General features: G+C 58.9%; 12 protein-coding genes and 1 pseudogene. 4 read left to right on the top strand and 9 right to left on the bottom strand.

Annotated features, from left to right (window positions below):
• Positions 1–158: 158 nt before the first annotated feature.
• On the top strand, positions 159–356 hold the full coding sequence (locus DDE77_RS17980) for a hypothetical protein (RefSeq protein WP_108398861.1): 198 nt from the start codon (positions 159–161) through the stop codon (positions 354–356).
• Between the two features lie 39 nt (positions 357–395).
• Here DDE77_RS17980 and gatB read toward each other — a convergent pair whose 3' ends face one another.
• The 4 genes from gatB to DDE77_RS17960 all read right to left on the bottom strand — a co-directional run bounded on the left by gatB (position 396) and on the right by DDE77_RS17960 (position 6325).
• Entirely contained in the window at positions 396–1895 is a 1500-nt protein-coding gene (gatB, locus tag DDE77_RS17975) for an Asp-tRNA(Asn)/Glu-tRNA(Gln) amidotransferase subunit GatB (protein ID WP_108398866.1), read from the bottom strand.
• 86 nt (positions 1896–1981) lie between these two features.
• Positions 1982–2494 (bottom strand): GNAT family N-acetyltransferase, encoded by a 513-nt coding sequence (locus DDE77_RS17970; RefSeq protein ID WP_157959937.1) that lies wholly within the window; start codon positions 2492–2494, stop codon positions 1982–1984.
• A 38-nt stretch (positions 2495–2532) separates the two neighbouring features.
• Positions 2533–2844: a chorismate mutase gene (locus tag DDE77_RS17965; protein WP_108398859.1), complete on the bottom strand. Its 312-nt coding sequence runs from the start codon at positions 2842–2844 to the stop codon at positions 2533–2535.
• An 82-nt stretch (positions 2845–2926) separates the two neighbouring features.
• On the bottom strand, positions 2927–6325 hold the full coding sequence (locus tag DDE77_RS17960; RefSeq protein ID WP_157959936.1) for an AsmA-like C-terminal domain-containing protein: 3399 nt from the start codon (positions 6323–6325) through the stop codon (positions 2927–2929).
• A 230-nt stretch (positions 6326–6555) separates the two neighbouring features.
• Here DDE77_RS17960 and DDE77_RS17955 point away from each other — a divergent pair, with 230 nt between their 5' ends.
• Together DDE77_RS17955 and DDE77_RS17950 are read left to right on the top strand one after the other, a co-directional pair.
• Positions 6556–7038 carry a peroxiredoxin gene (locus DDE77_RS17955; RefSeq protein ID WP_108398865.1) on the top strand — a complete coding sequence of 161 codons (483 nt, stop codon included), beginning with the start codon at positions 6556–6558 and terminating at the stop codon, positions 7036–7038.
• A gap of 65 nt (positions 7039–7103) precedes the next feature.
• Positions 7104–8243, top strand: coding sequence for a M23 family metallopeptidase (locus tag DDE77_RS17950; protein ID WP_108398857.1), 1140 nt, complete (start codon positions 7104–7106; stop codon positions 8241–8243).
• Positions 8244–8269: 26 nt separating this feature from the next.
• On the opposite strand, the gene prfB is transcribed toward DDE77_RS17950, so the two are convergent.
• The 5 genes and pseudogenes from prfB to DDE77_RS17925 form a co-directional block, all read right to left on the bottom strand.
• A protein-coding gene (prfB, locus tag DDE77_RS17945) for a peptide chain release factor 2 (RefSeq protein WP_108398856.1) occupies positions 8270–9395 on the bottom strand; the annotation gives its coding sequence in 2 pieces (ribosomal slippage) (positions 8270–9325 and positions 9327–9395; 1125 coding nt in all).
• 64 nt (positions 9396–9459) lie between these two features.
• Positions 9460–9774: a hypothetical protein gene (locus DDE77_RS17940; RefSeq protein WP_108398855.1), complete on the bottom strand. Its 315-nt coding sequence runs from the start codon at positions 9772–9774 to the stop codon at positions 9460–9462.
• A gap of 102 nt (positions 9775–9876) precedes the next feature.
• Positions 9877–10374, bottom strand: coding sequence for a peptide deformylase (locus DDE77_RS17935; protein ID WP_108398854.1), 498 nt, complete (start codon positions 10372–10374; stop codon positions 9877–9879).
• 146 nt (positions 10375–10520) lie between these two features.
• A pseudogene (locus DDE77_RS17930) lies at positions 10521–12884 on the bottom strand (penicillin-binding protein 1A); the annotation flags it as partial.
• A gap of 172 nt (positions 12885–13056) precedes the next feature.
• Entirely contained in the window at positions 13057–14313 is a 1257-nt protein-coding gene (locus DDE77_RS17925; RefSeq protein ID WP_157959935.1) for an N-acetylmuramoyl-L-alanine amidase, read from the bottom strand.
• Between the two features lie 605 nt (positions 14314–14918).
• Between DDE77_RS17925 and DDE77_RS17920 the strand changes: the two genes are divergently transcribed.
• The gene (locus tag DDE77_RS17920; RefSeq protein ID WP_108398851.1) at positions 14919–17684 is read left to right on the top strand and encodes an Rne/Rng family ribonuclease; all 2766 of its coding nucleotides are present in this window, start codon (positions 14919–14921) and stop codon (positions 17682–17684) included.
• Positions 17685–17689 lie beyond the last annotated feature (5 nt).

Here is a 17689-nt window from a genome sequence, read left to right as displayed (position 1 = left end):
GGATGGATCGAGGACTACTGTGAGGTTCACCCGCACTCCGGGCTCAAGTTCCGCTCACCACGAGAGTTCCTGCGCCTCAGTGCTTAAACCCAATCGCCGCCTGTCCGGTGAAACGGGGCGCACTCCAGGCACCCCCGTTTCAGCATAAAGGTGATATCATGACCCAAATGCCAGAACTTGATCCGGTGCCTGCACCGGATGTGCCGCCGATGCCGGAACAGCCACAACCGATCGACCCTGTTCCGCCTGGGCCCGGTGAATTGCCCGATGTTCCGCAACCCGTGGAAGACCCTACGCCCGGCCAGCCCAGTCCGGAGCCAGGGCAGCCGCTACGCGCCCGAGCGGTAGCGAACTGAAGCGCAGTGGCCAGTCCGACGTTTAGCGTCGGCCTCGTCCTATTCGATGTTGAGCTTCTTTTTCATTAGCTCGTTAAGAGCCTGTGGGTTCGCCTTGCCGCCAGATGCCTTCATGGCTTGCCCAACAAACCAGCCGATCATTGTTGGCTTGGCTAGCACTTTGGCGACTTGGTCCGGGTTGGCGGCGATGATCTCGTCCACGATCTTTTCGATCGCGCCCATATCGGTCACCTGCTTCATGCCACGACGCTCGACAATCTCGGCCGGATCGCCATCGGGCTCCTCTGCAATGATGATCTGCAGAAGGTCCTTGGCAATCTTGCTGGAGATCGTGCCTGCGGCAATGAGATCAACAATGCCAGCGATCTGTCCAGGCTGGAGGTGAGTTTCCCAAACGGCCAGGCCCTGGCTATTGGCATAGGCTGCCACGTCAGCATTGAGCATGTTGGCAACAGCTTTGCCGTCGCGCTTGGTTCCACCGAACGCCACCACCGACTCGAAATAGTCAGCGGTTTCCCGGTCAAGGGTCAGCACCATGGCGTCATAGGGCGTCACGCCGAAATCGGCAACAAACCGCGCCTTCTTCTCGTCCGGTAGCTCGGGAAGATTTTCAGCAAGCATGGCGACAAACGCTTCGTCGAACTCGAGCGGCAGCAGATCTGGATCGGGGAAGTAGCGATAATCGTGCGCCTCTTCCTTGGAGCGCATGGAGCGCGTCTCGCCCAGTTTTGGATCAAACAGCCGCGTTTCCTGCTCGATCACGCCGCCGTCTTCCAAGATGTCGATCTGGCGCCGGGCTTCGTACTCGATTGCCTGGCCTGCAAAGCGGATCGAATTCACGTTCTTGATTTCGCAGCGTGTGCCGAACTCTCCGCCAGGGCGGCGAACGGAGACGTTGACGTCAGCACGCATGGATCCCTGTTCCATGTTGCCGTCGCAGGTACCAAGATAGCGCAGGATCGAGCGCAGTTTGCTTAGATATTCCTTGGCCTCTTCGGACGAGCGCAGGTCAGGCTTGCTGACGACTTCCATCAGCGCCACGCCAGATCGGTTCAAATCCACAAAGCTCATATTGGGGTGCTGGTCGTGGATCGACTTGCCGGCGTCCTGCTCGAGGTGCAGGCGCTCGATGCCGATCTCGATTGTCCCATAGGACATGTCGAGCAGCACCTTGCCTTCGCCCACGATAGGGTCCTTGAACTGCGAAATTTGGTAACCCTGGGGCAGATCGGGGTAGAAGTAATTCTTGCGGTCGAAAACGCTGCGCTTGTTGATGACAGCCTTGAGCCCTAGCCCAGTGCGCACGGCCTGCCGCACGCATTCCTCGTTGATGGTCGGGAGCATGCCCGGCATGGCCGCATCAACGAAGGACACGTTGGAGTTGGGTGGATTGCCGAACTCTGTCGAGGAGCCGGAGAACAGCTTGCTTTCGGATGTGACCTGGGCATGCACCTCCATGCCAATGATGACTTCCCAATCACCAGTTGATCCGGAGATGAAGCTCTTTGGGTTCGGAGTGCGCGTGTCGATAAGGGTCACTTGATGGTCCTGGAAGGCAAGGCATGGCGTTCCCAACGCATAGTGGGAAGGCACAGATGATGCAATGGTCGGGAGTGATCGCGAGGCTAGTCCTCTTCGTTCAATCTGCCCGTAAATGGCCGCAACTGCTTCTCAAGGTGAACGCTGGTAAGAGGATCGCGGGTTGACCAGCTATCGGGCCTCAGGGCCATAAAACGGTAACCCTGTCGTTCATAGAATCGCACCGCGCGGACGTTGTCGGCAGGGGTTTCGAGATGGATGCGATTGGCCCCTTCCAGTTCAAGCAGGGACTCCACCCGCCGGAGCAGCAAAGAGCCCAGGCCGTGTCCCTGCGCTTCAGGGGCCACGAAAAGATAGGGGATGTATGGGCGGCGCCTTGATCGCGAACACCAGCCTACGACCACATCATCCACCACCGCGACAATGATGCGGTCCATTTGCTCGGCGACAGCCTGTGTAAGGCGGCGGCGTTCCGACTCGCGCATCCCGGGCTGATTGCGCAACAGGGGGAGTATACCGGTCTCCCAGGCGCGGAACGCGATATCGCCGAGCCTTAGGGCGTCGGCTGCTTCTGCCTTGCGAATAGTGGTGACCGGCATAGGACCCTCGCTCAGCTTGCGCATTCGCCCGTTAGCTGTTAGCCGCGGCGGCGAGCTGCGATGATGCCCTTCTCGTAGTTAATGTTCCAGTCGATCAGGGTTCGCCAAACAAGTTCGGCCTGATCCTCATCAAGATCAAGTGCCAAACTGCGTTGGCGGACCTTCGCAATAACTGCCTCTATCCGGGCCGGATCCCTGGCCTCATGCGGGTCGGTCTTGATCTCGGCCATGCGTGTTACATAGCGGTGGCGCTCGGCAAAAAGGCTCAGCAGGACCTGATCAACCCGGTCGATTTCAGCCCGCACATCATCTTTAGTTTGGCAGTCTTCTGGCAGTCTGGGAGCGTTCACGGCTATCCATACCTTTGATTACACAAAGGGTTTGCACCGAAGCGGAATGATTTTCAACCGCATCGGCGCCTTAGGGGCCGGTTCATTGTGCCGGTGGTTGTTCCTTGGCGCGGAATTCAAAGAGCTCACGGAAGGCGCCGGGCACAAGCGCAGAAAGCGGATTGATCCTGAACTGCGGGTTATCGAGGGCGCCCTTGACTGCGAAGGTCACGCCGACAAGTCCTTCCCCGTCCCGCCCGCCAATCAAGGGTCCGAGCAGCGGTATTTTTTGGAAGACACTGTTGAGGCCGAAAAGCGGGACATAGGTCCCCGAGAGGTCGTACTCCCGCTTGTCGGTATAAATAAACCCACGCAAGGTGCCACCTACTGTTGCGCCTGTGAGCATGGCATTGGTGACTTCAACGCGATCCGAGCGGCGCAGGAAGTCTACTTGGGCGACGTCGAAATCCAACCGATTCTGTGCCGCGATGGATGCACGTGAGTTGGAGTGATTCCCCAGCACCTCTGCAACATTATCTTCATCCACAATGGCGAAGCCACGCATCAGCAATTTACCACTTTCGGCCTTGGCATCGCTGTTGGTGGTGAGCACAAGGCTGCCACTTCCACCCGCCAACTGAGAATAGACGCCCAGGAGGCGCAATATCGTGCCCGCGTCGTTGAATGCCACTGTAAGCGTCCGACCCTTGGGCGCGGGGTTGGTTGTTATGGAAACAGCGTTCCCGTCGCTGAACTGTGCCGTCAGATTTGCGCGCCGCATGTCCGCTCCGCGCAACAGCATATCGAGGTCGAGGTTGAAGGCCGTGGTCGCGTAATAGCCAAGGGCACGCTCGAGCTGGACATCTAGCGCGAGCGTCTGCGTGATCTGCGTTGCCTGCACGCCGCCCGAACCTTGCCCTAGTCCGAAGAAGCGGCCCAACATGGGTTTGAGGTCCAGCTGTGCGCCACGCACGTCAACGGCATAGCCGCCGTCGATCGGCGCAACGGAGATCTGCGCGCTGTCTCCCTCACTCAGGCCAAAATGAGTGAAGTTTGCCGATTGAAGGCCCGCCGCGGCATCGAATGCCAGATCGCCTTGAGCCCTGACGGTACCAAAAGCCAAGTCAATGGCACTAAGTTCTGTCAGCGCTTCAGCCTGCCGAAGTACTGCGCTCACCGTGCCGGGCTTGCCCCGGTCTTTCGTGATACCGATATCCTTGAGGGTCACCGCGGCTTCCTGCAAATCCACAGCCATCTGGATCGCGCCGTCGGGCATTGGCTGGGCAACAAAGCGCACTTGCCCGTTCAGAAAGTCGGATGCGTCAAAACCCATCTTGCTCAGATCGGCGACGTCGATGGTAGAAGAGAGCCGGAACTGTGGGTCCGTGGTTGGCGTGCCGGCAATTTCCACTTCGGCGGCAATCCCGTCGATTTCGGCCGTGCCGCCTAGCTGGTAGCCATCCTGAGACGCGCTGAATGCCAGCTGGGCATTTCCAATGGTGCGATCCTGTATTGGCTCGGTGCTGCCAAAGTCGGCTACCGTGCCGTTCAGGACATAGTCAAAGTCGGGTGCCTCGCCACTTGCCTCATTGGGCAGATGGATCGTGGTGACGAGGCCGGCATTCACCTGGCCGCTCAGCGCGTCCAGGTTCAACGGCAATCCGGCGCTCGCCAGCATTCCTGGTTGCTGCGCCTTGGCCAAGGCGATTATGGCCGGGATGGGAGCTGCGATATCGCCCGATATTTCCATGATGCTGCTGGCGGGCGAAGAATTGTCCATGATGAACGCCGGATTGCTGACCGTGATCTCGCCAGCTGCGGTTTGCAGCCGCCCTCCGCCAGCCGAAACGGTTACATCCGTATCGTCCACCATCAAACGTGTTTCGCCTTCGATGGCTATGGGGTCCATCTGCGGCATGGGCCTCACAGTGACCCCCTCACCCACCATTTCTATTTGCATAGCACCGTCCGGGATTGGCCTGTCTTCCTCTCCGACGGCGAGCGAGCCCACCGGGAAGCGGAACTGCATGCGTGAGCGCACAACCCGGCCGTCCGTTATATTGTTGACAAACCAGTCGCGGCTTTCCTCGCCCAGAACATAGGGCCAAAGGCGCTTCACATCGTCCGCGCTGAAGCCCTGCCCCGTAACAGTCATTTCGACCCCAAGACCCGCCTGCAGCATGTCCATGCGCCCAGTTGTTTCTACCACAGCGTCGCCCTTGCTGGCGAAGAAGCGGTCCACACCCAGTGTCCCGTATAGAGGCGCCGACCAGCCAGTGAACTCCATGCTTTCGAAAGGCTCAGCAGGCGCTACCATGTCGTTTGGATGCACAAAAACGTCGGTGGCCTTAAGCGAAATGCCGATGGTTGGCCCGAAGGTTGGGTCGAGTCCGAGCGCGAAAGTACCGGAAACCTGGGCGGAACTCTGGCCGATCTGCAGGGCCGCTGGATCCAGGTTGAATTGCCCCTTTTCCGGGTTCCAATGGATGTTCATGATGGAGCTGGCGATTGGGAAGTACGCATCCTCGACGCGCAGATCCAAGCCGGTCAGGTCCACCTTGAACAGACCATTCGTCAGCTTCCCGGCAGGTTGGTCGAAGTTCACATCGATGGAAAGCGCCCCGGCGCCGCGCATGGCAGCGACGCTTTCGGGGTTATCAATGAACGGCAGAAAAGCTGCAAAATCAATGTTGGTCACGTCGGCTTCAAGGCGCGTGGCCCCTTGCTCGTCCACCGTCCGCCCAATTGTGCCTGCCATGGTCCGTCCGCCCAGCGCCGCCGAGAACGAGCCTTTGGTACTGCGAGCGTCCGTTGGCGCGATGTCGACTTCGATGTTCTCGAAGCGCCGGTAAAGACCATAGACTGCGTCGATCATGTCCATGGTGCCGCCACGGATCTTGAGCTTGGAGAAGCGCCCCTGGGCAGACTGCGCAACGATGTCGGCGAGGCCTTTTTCGCTCGCCTCGAGATTATAGATCAGCCACTCATTGTCGGACCGCAGCGGCGCGGGTGAGTTTGCCTCCCCAAGGTCAATGCCGTTTGGAGAAATCACAACAGGCGGAAACGCATCATGCCCTTCTTGAACCCGGACAGTCGGCGCGCCGCCTTGGGGATCGTCGATGATCTCCAGGCTGGTGGGTCTTGGGCCAAAAAGATCCTGAACAATCTGGATGTGAGGTCCGACAATGGAGACAGTGGCGCCAGGCTGACCGACAAGAGCCCGGAGTGGCGAGAAACCAATTTCCAGCGCGTCAACTGCAATATGGGCGCCCGTCTTGTCGTCGTTGATGATGACAGGCGAGAAGCGGACCACGGGCCATATATTGTTCTCAAGCGCCAGCGCCATGTCGCCGAGCTCGAGCCTGCTGGTAGGCGGCAAAACCGAACTTGCGAAGGCTTCAGCTGCGTCGCTGCCAAAGGGCAAAGGAACCGGCCTAAACAGCAGAACCGTGTATAGAAACAGAAACAGGAGGGCAGGAACACCGAATGCCCACACCGCCACTTTGGCTGCGCGTCTGGCAGGAGTTCCATGGCGTTTGGCAGACTTCGGAATCGATATGCCTGCGGGTACGGTTGGCGCGCTCACTTGCTTCCAAAAACAGGATCTGCCGAACTCTGGCGGCAGCCCTAAGAATCAACCGCAGAAGGCGGTCACTTGCCCGATGATACCGGCTGCAATATGGCATAAAAACCTACACAATCGTGGGTAAACAATCGAATAAGGGGTGGTATGTGCCTGAACTCAGAGAAGGAGACCTCGCCCCGGACTTTACCCTTGATTTGGACGGTGGCGGCGCTTTCACCTTAAGCGAGCAGCGAGGGCGCCCTGTTGTAATTTTCTTCTATCCGCAAGACGATACTAGCGGCTGCACCAACGAGAACCAGGAGTTTTCGGAGCGGAAGGACGCCTTCGAAGAGCTCGGTGCGTACTTGATCGGCGTCTCGCCCGACAGCGTCGAGAGTCATTTCAAGTTCCGACGCAAATACGACCTAGCCGTGCCTCTTGCATCCGATCCCAAACGCTTGGCGATCGAGGCGTTCGGGCTTTGGCAGCTCAAAAAGCTCTATGGCCGAGAGTTCATGGGCCTCATCCGCACATCGTTCATTATCGATGACGAGGGGCGGATTGTCCGGAAGATTCGAGCAATGCGGATCAAAGGTCATGCGCAAAAAATGCTCGAGGCTCTACGGGATCATCTCGCCTATACACGCTAGGCTTTGTTAACCACGTTCGATCATACTCCACTTACCATACGCAGGCGTATCGTGGAGTTTGGGGGATGCGTAACAAAGCCGGGTTCGGGCGAGCGGAAAGCGGTTCAACGCCGGCTCTGCGACCAGGCATCCGTCCGGCGATCTTCTACGGCATGTTCACTCTCCTGTTGAGCGGCAATGCCCTGTTGGGCACGGCATTCCTTATGTCGCCAGATATTGCGCGGCTGCTGGACGGTACTTCGGGGCAAATTGTTGAAGCTTATGAGGACCGGATTGCCCAATTGAGGGTGGAAGTCGATCGTCTTCATTCGCGCAGCTATGCGCAAAGCGGGGACATAAATCTTCGCCTGCAGGAACTTGCGCAGCAGCAGGAAGAATTGCTGGAACAGCATCAGCTCGTAAAAGTGTTGGTCAACAAGGCGGATGAACTTGGCATCAAGGCAGCCTCGCTGCCCGATCACAACGCCGGCGATCTTGCATCCACTTATGCCCCTAACGGCAACCCCGATATCGAGGCGACCGCATCGGCGGTAAGCCTCATGATGGACGAAACTCAGATCGCCATGAGCTCGATCGCCGAATCCGCTACAGAGCGCACCAACAGCATAGTGTCAGAACTGTCCGGGCTGGGCATCCGGGTGGCGCTGCCTGATGTCGAGGATGGGGTTGGCGGGCCGTTTCTGGCCGCAACAGCTGACGCAGACACCCCGTCAATGGTGAGGGACGCAAACACTGTCATGTCCGCTTTGCTCCGCTACAAAGCCGCGCGTGACACCAGTGACAGCGCTCCGGTTCACCTGCCGATCAGTGGAAGCTTTCGCCAGAGCTCAGGGTTCGGCAACCGCACCGATCCGTTCAGTGGCTCACGCGCATTCCACTCAGGTCTCGATTTCGCGGCGCCCAGCGGCACATTGGTACTCAGTGCTGGCGAAGGAGTCGTGAGCTTTGTGGGCACAAAGTCGGGTTATGGCAAGGTTGTGGAAGTCACTCACGCGAACGGTTTTATAACACGATACGGCCATCTCTCTGCGTTTTTGAGCGAGAAAGGCCAAAAGGTAGGCACCGGAACGCCCATCGCCAAAGTGGGTTCGACCGGACGCTCGACAGGCCCTCACCTGCATTTCGAAGTCCGGAAGGCAGATCGCGCCCTTGACCCGAAAGACTTCCTGGAAGCTGGCAAGCGCCTCCTTAATTTGTTCGGCTGAAAAACGCCCTCTTCCGAGGGCGCCTTTTATTGTTCGGCTGTCACGTCTGTGGCGACGCCCACGCGCTGGGCAAGGGCTGCTTCCATGAACTCATCGAGGTCACCATCGAGAACGACAGAAGGCTGTCCGCTTTCGACGCTGGTCCGCAGATCCTTCACCATCTGGTAGGGCTGAAGGACATAGGAGCGGATCTGGTGTCCCCAGCCGATGTCTGTTTTGCTGGCGGCCTGAGCGTTTGCCGCTTCTTCGCGCTTCTGCAGTTCCGCTTCATAAAGGCGGGACTTCAACATGGCCATGGCCGTTGCACGGTTCTTGTGCTGGCTACGCTCCTGCTGGCAAGCCACGATGATGCCCGAGGGAATATGGGTAATACGGATTGCGGAGTCCGTCGTGTTCACGTGCTGACCACCAGCACCGGAGGCGCGATAAGTGTCGACCTTGAGGTCTGAGTCGCGAATCTCGATATCGATGCTATCGTCCACAACGGGGTAGACCCAGCAGCTTGAAAAGCTGGTGTGCCGCCGAGCAGCCGAGTCGTACGGGCTGATGCGCACCAAGCGATGCACCCCGCTCTCAGTCTTCAACCAGCCATAGGCATTGTGCCCCTTGACCAGGATAGTCGCTGATTTGATGCCGGCTTCTTCGCCGTCGTGCATTTCCAGCACTTCGACCTTCATGTTGTGGCGTTCTGCCCAGCGCGTATACATGCGCAGGAGCATGTTCGCCCAATCCTGGCTCTCCGTCCCCCCGGCGCCGGAATGGATTTCAACGTAACAATCGTTGGCGTCGACCTCGCCGGAAAGAAGCGTCTCGATCTGGCGTCGGCGAGCGGTCTGCTTGAGCTCGTTCAAGGCTGCCTCGGCCTCCTTGACGATCTCTTCGTCACCCTCTGCCTCGCCCATCTCGATCAGTTCGACATTGTCACGGATACCGGCCTCGAGCTCCCGTACAGCCTTAACGGCGACATCCAGTTCGTCGCGCTCACGCATGGTGACGCGCGCCTTTTGCGGATCGTTCCAGAAGTCAGGAGATTCGGTCTGCGCGTTTAGCGCATCGAGACGAAGTTCTGCAGTATCCCAGTCAAAGATGCCTCCTCAGCAGGCTCAGCACCTGCTCGATTTCGGCCACGGTCTTTTCAACTTCCGCACGCATAACAAATTCCTTTGTTCCGGGCCCATGTAGCGGACAGGCCAGGATGGATCAACCGGTTTGGCTTCTACTGGAGCTTGCGCAGCGTCACAGGATCGTAGAATTCCATGATCTGGCGGCCATCTTCGGTTCTCACAAAGGCTCGCATGCAGCCATTCCAGCGCTCAACGGAACGTGCCGGGACTCCGATTTCGCGCAGGCGCTGCGTATCCATCCGGTTCTGCAATTCTTCATCGACCTTCAAAACGCTTCTTCCACCCTCTTCCACAAAGGTCTTGGGCGCAGTGGAGCCTTCGTTGACGCAGAAGATAGCCCAGGCTGGAGTGGGGAAAGCCACCAGGGCAGCGAGAACGCCTGCAAATGCAAGTTTAGCTGGTTTCATGATTCTGATCCGAACATTGATCGTGAAGAATAAACACGACGACAGGTGGCAAGTCGCACGACAAAGAAGATTATTGTGGGGCGGTGAACCCTTGCAAGAGCCTCAGCGTGCACCAGCCTTGTTGTATCTGCGCATCGCTATGTCGCGTTTCAACCGGGACAGCCGGTCGAGAAGGAAGATTCCGTTGATCTGGTCAACTTCATGCTGCGCAACACGGGCTGCGAAGCCCTCCAATCGCAGCTTATGCCTGACACGCTCAGCATCGTCGTAGACCAGTTCAACACTATTCGCACGAACATTCGGCACGTCAACGCCGGGCATGGACACCGAGCCTTCGAGGCCCGTTTCAGCGTCTTCAGATGCAAAAACGATCTCGGGATTGAAGAGGATGCGATAGTCACGAGACCTTGCGTCTGGGGCGATGCTGATTACGATCAGGGGCTCGACCTGTCCGAGATGAGCGGCCGCCAGCCCATAGGCCTGCACCTCCATTGCTGCCGCCATTAGCTTCTCTCCGACCTCTATCATGGCCTCATCAACGAGCCGCGGCGTAGCAGCACGTCCAAGACGGAGGTCTGGGTAGCGTAGGAATCGGGCCATCAGAACAATGTGCGTCGACGGGGCTGTTCGAAATAGGTGCCGTTGATGCGCGCGGTGGGATCAACATAGCCTGTGTCGGGTACAGGTTCGGGCGGCGTCACAAAGGTTTGCCCATATTGCTGCTGCATCTGCTGCTGCCGCTGGATTTCGTTGAAGGTGTTGTTGTCCAGTCCGATAACCGAGGTCATAGCGTTCGGCCCGCTTCCTGGCTTGAACGCCTCCTCGATCGCCGCTTCGCCATCGAAAGCCTGAACGCCTGAGTCGGGGTTGATCCAGGCCGTGGTCATGCCGGATGGCTTATTGAATGGTGTCGCCGGTTTCCCCTCCAAGGCCTTCTGCATGAAATCCGTGAAGATCGGCACGGCAAACGAGCCGCCAGTAACAGCGCTGCCCATCGAGCGGGGTTGGTCGTAGCCGACATAAACGCCAACGGCGAGTTCCGGGGTGAACCCGACGAACCAAGCATCCTTGTAGTCGTTAGTAGTGCCAGTTTTCCCCGCCACAGGGCGATTAAGAACCTTTGCAGCCGTGCCTGTTCCCCTTTGGATCACGCCCTCCATCATGGAGGTGATCTGGTAGGCGGTCATAGGGTCGAGCACCTGCTCGCGATTGTCGATGATGGCGGGTTCACCCTGCCCCTGCCAGGCGCTGGCTTCGCAGCCTTGGCAAAGGCGCTGATCATGCTTGTAGACCGTGACGCCATAGCGATCCTGCACGCGGTCGATCAGAGTCGGCACGATCTTGCGACCGCCATTGGCGATCGTCGCGTATGCCGCCGTCATGCGTAAATTGGTAGTTTCCCCCGCGCCAAGCGCCATAGCGAGAACTGGCTGCATGGAGTCATAAACGCCAAAAAGACGCGCATACTCTGACACAAGCGGCATACCGATGTCCTTGGCCAATCGGACCGTCATGACGTTGCGGCTGCGCTCAATGCCACGGCGCAACGTTTGCGGACCGTAGAATTGCTGCGCGTAGTTTTCAGGGCGCCAGATCGAACCGTCACCATTCCTGATCTCCACGGGAGCATCAAGAACCACCGAAGCCGGGGTATAGCCGTTGTCCAAAGCTGCGGCGTAGACAATCGGTTTAAAGGAGGACCCAGGCTGCCGCAGAGCCTGCGTCGCGCGGTTGAACTCGCTCATTGCGTAGGAGAATCCGCCGACCATGGCGAGCACACGGCCAGTGCGCGGGTCCATGGCAACAAGAGCCCCTTCAATCTCGGGAATCTGTTCCAGTTTATAGATGCCGGTCTTACCCGGGACCGGCGAGACATAGACAACGTCGCCCGCCTTGAGGATGCTGCTGAGCGGCTTTGACACCCACTTGACTTCAGGTCCCGACAGCGTGCCCTCAACGCGATCGTCAGCCACTCCGCCATCGACAGAACTGTCGGGCCGCAGACCAATACGCGCTTGATTGCCGCTGATCTCGAGCACCACGGCGAGCTGCCATTCCGGCACGTCGCTGAGGGGCATGACCTTGGCAACGTCGAGCCCCCAGTCCTCGCCGATTTCAATGCTGGCAACGGGCTCACGGAATCCCTTGGTGTGATCATAGGCTATAAGGCCATCCATCAGGGCCTTGCGCGCATATTCCTGGAGCCTCGGCTCCAATGTGGTACGCACCGAGAGCCCACCACCATAGAGTTGGTCCTCGCCATAGAGCTTGGCCAGTTCGCGACGGACCTCTTCGGTGAAGTACTCGGCCAGGTAAAGCTGGCTGCCCCCTGTCCTTGGCAGAACGTTGAGTGGCTCCTGCTTGGCGGCCTCCCCTTCTTGCGGGGTCGCATAGCCATTCTCTACCATCCGGTCGATGACCCAGTTGCGGCGCTCGATGGCAGCCTGAGGACGGCGGAAGGGATGGTAGTTGTTTGGGCCCTTGGGCAAAGCGGCAATGTATGCGGCCTCGGCCAGATCGAGTTCGTACAACGCCTTGTCGAAATAATTGAGGGCAGCAGCGGCAACGCCGTAGCTGTTCAGTCCCAGGAAGATCTCGTTAAGGTATAGCTCAAGAATACGATCCTTGGAGAAGGTCGACTCTATGCGAACAGCCAGAAGCGCTTCCTGGATCTTCCGATCCCAGGTCTGTTCAGACGTCAAAAGGAAATTCTTGGCAACCTGCTGGGTGATGGAAGAACCGCCGCCTTGAATGGCCGTGTTGCCGTCGAGGCGCGCCAGAACGTTGTCGCGAATGGCGCGGAAAACACCATCAATGGCGATGCCGCCATGCTTGTAGAAGTCCTTGTCCTCGGCGGAGAGGAAAGCATGCACCAAAAGCGGCGGCACGGTTTCAATAGGCTGAAACAGGCGCCTTTCCCGAGCGAACTCCGCCAGCAATGTACCATCTGCCGCATGCACGCGCGTCGTGACCGGCGGCTGGTAGTCCTTGAGGACGGTATAATCGGGCAAGCTCGCAGCGATGGTCGTCAGGTATAGAGCTGCGCCTGCGACTGCTCCCAGCGCGAGGAACATGCCAAAGCCAAATAGCCAGCCCATCAAGCGCAGCATATAATCGCTTTCTCCGTATAGTCTGTTGGGAAGATCGAAGCGCTCGACAGCGCGGAGCGACGCGGCCGATCACCTATGATTCATACCAGAACTGTACCAGAAAAAGAGATCACATGCCCGCCACAAACCCCCGGCGGAGATGCAAACGAAAGCATGTGACCCATTTGCTACATCATTCCGGCTCTTCAACAGAGTCGAAATAGGTGGAAATGCCGCGGGCAACCGCTTCCGCTGTACGATCCTGCCACTCGCCTTGCATAAGATTGGCCATGTCATCGGCGTTTGACAGAAATCCGAGTTCCACCAGTACAGAAGGCACATCCGGCGCCTGCAGGACAAAGAAGTCCGCCTGTCGCACTGGGAAGCGGCGCAAGGCAACGCTGGGTTCGAGCTGGTGGACGATGGATTGGGCCAGAGAAAACGACTGATGCCGCATTTCGCGCCGCATCAGGTCGAGCAGGATATCGACAACTTGAGGCGCCATCTGCGGCATGGAGAAGCCGGCGATCACGTCCGTCTTGTTTTCGTTGTCGGCCAGGACCTTGTCCAGCACATCGGTTGCATTCTCGTCTCGCGTATAGACGCTGGCGCCGCGGATTTCGCTTTGCTGAAAGCTGTCCGCATGTATGGAAATGAAAATGTCGGCCTTGTTGGTGCGAGCCAGGGCAACCCGCTCCTCGAGACGGAGGAAGCTGTCGTCTTCGCGCGTCAGTGCGACATCAAAGCGGCCAGACGATACCAAAAGCTCCTGCAAGCGTAGTGCAAAGGCGAGGACAACGTCCTTTTCCTTTACGCCATTAGGTGTTTCGGCGCCGCTGTCGATGCCGCCATGTCCTGGATCAAGAACAACGAGAGGCTTGGTGGCGAGGGGAATCTCGGAGCCACCTGCAGGCGTGGAGTCCGTAGCAATGGCTGGAGTGACGGCGGTTGATGCAGCCAGATCCTTGGCGACATTGGCAGCGAACTCTTCAGCGGTCGCGGGGATGATGTCTACCACGAGCCGCGCCGGCTGGTCATCGAAAGCATCGAGCACATAGGCCTGTTGCACCTGGGCGGGAGACAAAAGCGTCAGTGTCGTGCGTATCCGGTCTGGTCCGGCTTGCTCGGTCAGATATTCCGAGACCATGCCTTCTTCCTCTCCAGCCGGCTTTCCGGATGGCTCGGGCACGGATAACGTTCCGGCCCGGACGTCGATGGCAAGCCGATCAGGGTTGCTCAAGGATACAAACGAAAACTCCGTACGCGCGGCAAGATCGACGACGAGGCGGGCCCGTTCCGGCGTACCAGTCACGCGCACATCCATGACATTGGGTAGCGCCAGTTGCGCCGCTGCTTGGGCTGCGTCTTGCGAATGGGCGGCACCCAAGCCTGTGCAAAGTAAAACCGCAGCAAGGACCGAAGCCGCGAGTGGACGAAGTATGCGCAACAAATCGAACGTGCCCCAGAAAACAATCAGCCACCGCTGCCTTATAGATCAGGCGATTCTGCGACGTGGCCGCTTTTATGCGATGATTTTTCCGACCGGCCAACATTGATGGGCAGGATGGGGACACTCAGGCACAATTTGACTTTCTTGTTGCCAATGAGACGCAATAACCCTACACGCTAGGGGGAGAGGCGCATGCTCTCTGAATGACCCGTCCGATGAGCCCGAGGGCCGGCGATCGTGGTTTCGGAGAGGGCCTGGCGAACGGTTTGAAGACCGGTGCTCCAAGGTCCAGAAGCGGCAATCCAGCGTCTCTGAAGAATTTCGGTCCCTGTTTTGGACCGGACGGTTGTCTGCGGTTTTGAACGCGGACGATCTAATAGGAAGAGGTCATATGGCCCGCAGGCGGACAGAACGCGACGCGATCGAACAAGACGATTGCCGTTTTGCCATGCTGCATCTTTCGGCCACGACCACACATCTCAGCGCGCAAAAGGCAGAGCTTGTGCGCGCACTTACCTTCAAACCATTCGCCTCGAACAGCGCCACCAGAAGGAGGCCGGACTGCCGGACCTCGCTTGTCGGCGCGCGAGCGCGCGGAGTTCCCCATGGCGACCAAGAGAATGCTGGTGGATGCCATCCACCCGGAAGAAACACGGATTGTCGTTACCGCAGGTAACAGGCTCGAAGAATTCGATTTTGAATCGGCGACCCGCCGCCAGTTGCGGGGAAATATCTACCTCGCAAAGGTGACGCGAGTTGAACCGTCGCTGCAGGCAGCGTTTGTGGAGTATGGCGGCAATCGTCATGGCTTCCTTGCTTTCAGCGAAATCCATCCCGACTACTACCAAATTCCCGTTGCCGACCGCGAAGCCCTGCTGCGCGATGAAGAGCACGAGGAAGAACACGCCGAGGAAGCCGAGGAAGAAGTTGTTGCTTCCGCTGAAGGCGACGCCGCATCCGACACAGACTCGGTGGCAGACGCCGAAAATGGTGAAGGCGAAGATGACAGCCACATCGAACAGGCGCCGGCAAATGCCGAGCCTGTCGAATCGATTGGCGGTGCTGATGCGCTTGAGGAAGTGCCCGAACGTCGGCGGCAGAGCCCCAGCCGCCGCCACTACAAGATCCAGGAAGTGATCAAGCGCCGGCAGGTCATGCTGGTGCAGGTGGTCAAGGAAGAGCGCGGCAACAAGGGCGCGGCTCTCACCACCTATCTTTCGTTGGCTGGCCGCTATTCCGTTCTGATGCCCAACACTGCTCGCGGTGGCGGCATTTCGCGCAAGATCACCAATGCTGCCGATCGCAAGCGCCTAAAGGAGATCACGTCCGATCTCGAGGTGCCGCAGGGTATGGGCGTTATTCTACGCACGGCCGGTGCTTCGCGCACCAAGGCCGAGGTGAAGCGTGATTTTGAATATCTGATGCGTCTTTGGGAAAGCGTGCGTTCGCTTACCCTCAAGAGCCAGGCGCCATGCCTCGTGTATGAAGAGGGCTCGCTCATCAAGCGGACCATTCGCGACCTCTACAACAAGGACATCGATGAGGTGTTTGTGGCGGGCGAGGATGCGTTCCGCGAAGCCAAAGACTTTATGCGCATGATCATGCCGAGCCACGCCAAGAACGTGGTCCTCTACAAGGAAGAGCAGCCCCTGTTCTCCAAGTACGGCATTGAGCAGCAGCTCGATTCGATGTTCTCGCCAACGGTGACCCTGCCGTCAGGCGGCTACATTGTGATCAATCCAACCGAAGCGCTGGTTTCGATCGACGTGAACTCTGGCCGCTCCACCAAGGAGCACAACATCGAGGACACGGCTCTCCAGACAAATCTGGAGGCAGCAGAGGAAGTTGCGCGCCAATTGCGGCTGCGTGACCTAGCGGGTCTCATCGTTATCGACTTCATCGACATGATGGAGAATCGCAGCAATCGTGCTGTGGAGCGCAAGCTCAAGGATTGCCTCAAGGACGATCGCGCACGCATCCAGGTTGGGCGTATTTCGCATTTCGGGCTCATGGAAATGAGCCGGCAGCGTATCCGCTTCGGCGTGGTGGAAAGCTCCACGCACAAGTGCCCGATCTGCGAAGGCACGGGGCTGGTTCGTTCAACAGAATCGCTGGCGCTCATGATCATGCGTCATATCGAGGACCATGTGCTGCGCCGGCAGGGACAGTCGATCAATGTCCGGGTGCCAGTTGATGTCGCGCTCTACATCCTCAACTTCAAGCGCGAGACACTGACCTCGCTTGAACTGCGAAACAATCTTTCCATCACCATTATGGCCGATGGAAAGATGACAGGGCATCAGTTCGCTATCGAGAAGGGCGAGGCCCGCGTCATGGCCTATGCCGAACAGCGCGCTACAGAGCATGTCCGCGTCGACAGCGCCGTGATCGACGATGATCTCGATGAAGATGTCGTCGACGAGGCAGATGACGAAGTTGCAGAAGAAGCAGCCTCGTCTTCCCTAGCTGAAACGGGAGAAGGCGAAGGCAACCGCCGTCGCCGTCGCCGTCGTCGGCGGGGCGGTGCCGATCGGGGCGAGGACCGCCCGCAGCGCATTGTTGCTGAGTCGCTGGCGGAAGGCGCTGTAGACGCCGCGGCAGGTACCGATGCGGACGACGGCGCGGAAGGCGAAGACGAGAACATTGCTCGCGCTGGAGCCGAAGGCACTTCTGACTCCGAAGGGCGCAAGCGGCGTCGGAGGGGGCGCAGGGGCGGCCGCCGCAATCGCCGCGACGGCGAAGAAGGTTTTGCGGAGCGCTCTCCGGCAGTTGGCGCCGAGGAAACGCTGACTCCCGAAGCGACCGAAGCTGTTGCCGAGGAATTGCTGGCACAGGACGCTATCATAATGCCGCCCGAGGCGGAGGTTGCAGCTGAGGCCGAGCCTGTTCAAACGGCGCCGGCTGAAGAGCAGCCCGTTGAGGCGGAAGCGCCCGTTGAAAAGCCCAAGCGGACGCGCCGCAAGAAGGTTGCGGAAACGGCTGAGCGGGCGCCTGTCGATGCGGAGCCAGTTGAAGCTCCCGCCGGTGGCGCTGATGCGGAGCCGGTCGTAGCGGAAAAGCCGAAGCGCAAGCCGAGGACGCGCAAGGCTGCGGTGGAAGCCGCAGAGGCATCGCCGCCCGCAGAGGTCAGCGAAGCGGCACCTGCACCTGCACCCGAACCCTCCCCAGAGCCTGCGCCGGCGGCTGCTCAGGTAGCCGAGGAAGCCGCGCCTGCGACTGAGCCAACACGGCCGCGCCGGGTCAAGAAAGAGCTTCCCGCGGAAGGTATCGTGGTGTCTTCCAGCGCCGCACCGGCTGAAGCAGAAGGTGAGCAGGCCGAGCCGCCAAAAAAGAAGGCGGGCTGGTGGCAGCGCAAGCTTGGCCTAGGCTAGAACAA

It is taken from the genome of Devosia submarina (assembly GCF_003056345.1).
Taxonomy (GTDB): Bacteria; Pseudomonadota; Alphaproteobacteria; order Rhizobiales; family Devosiaceae; genus Devosia; species Devosia submarina.
Note: the sequence above shows the minus strand (reverse complement) of the source record. Positions and strands in the feature narration are given on the sequence as shown.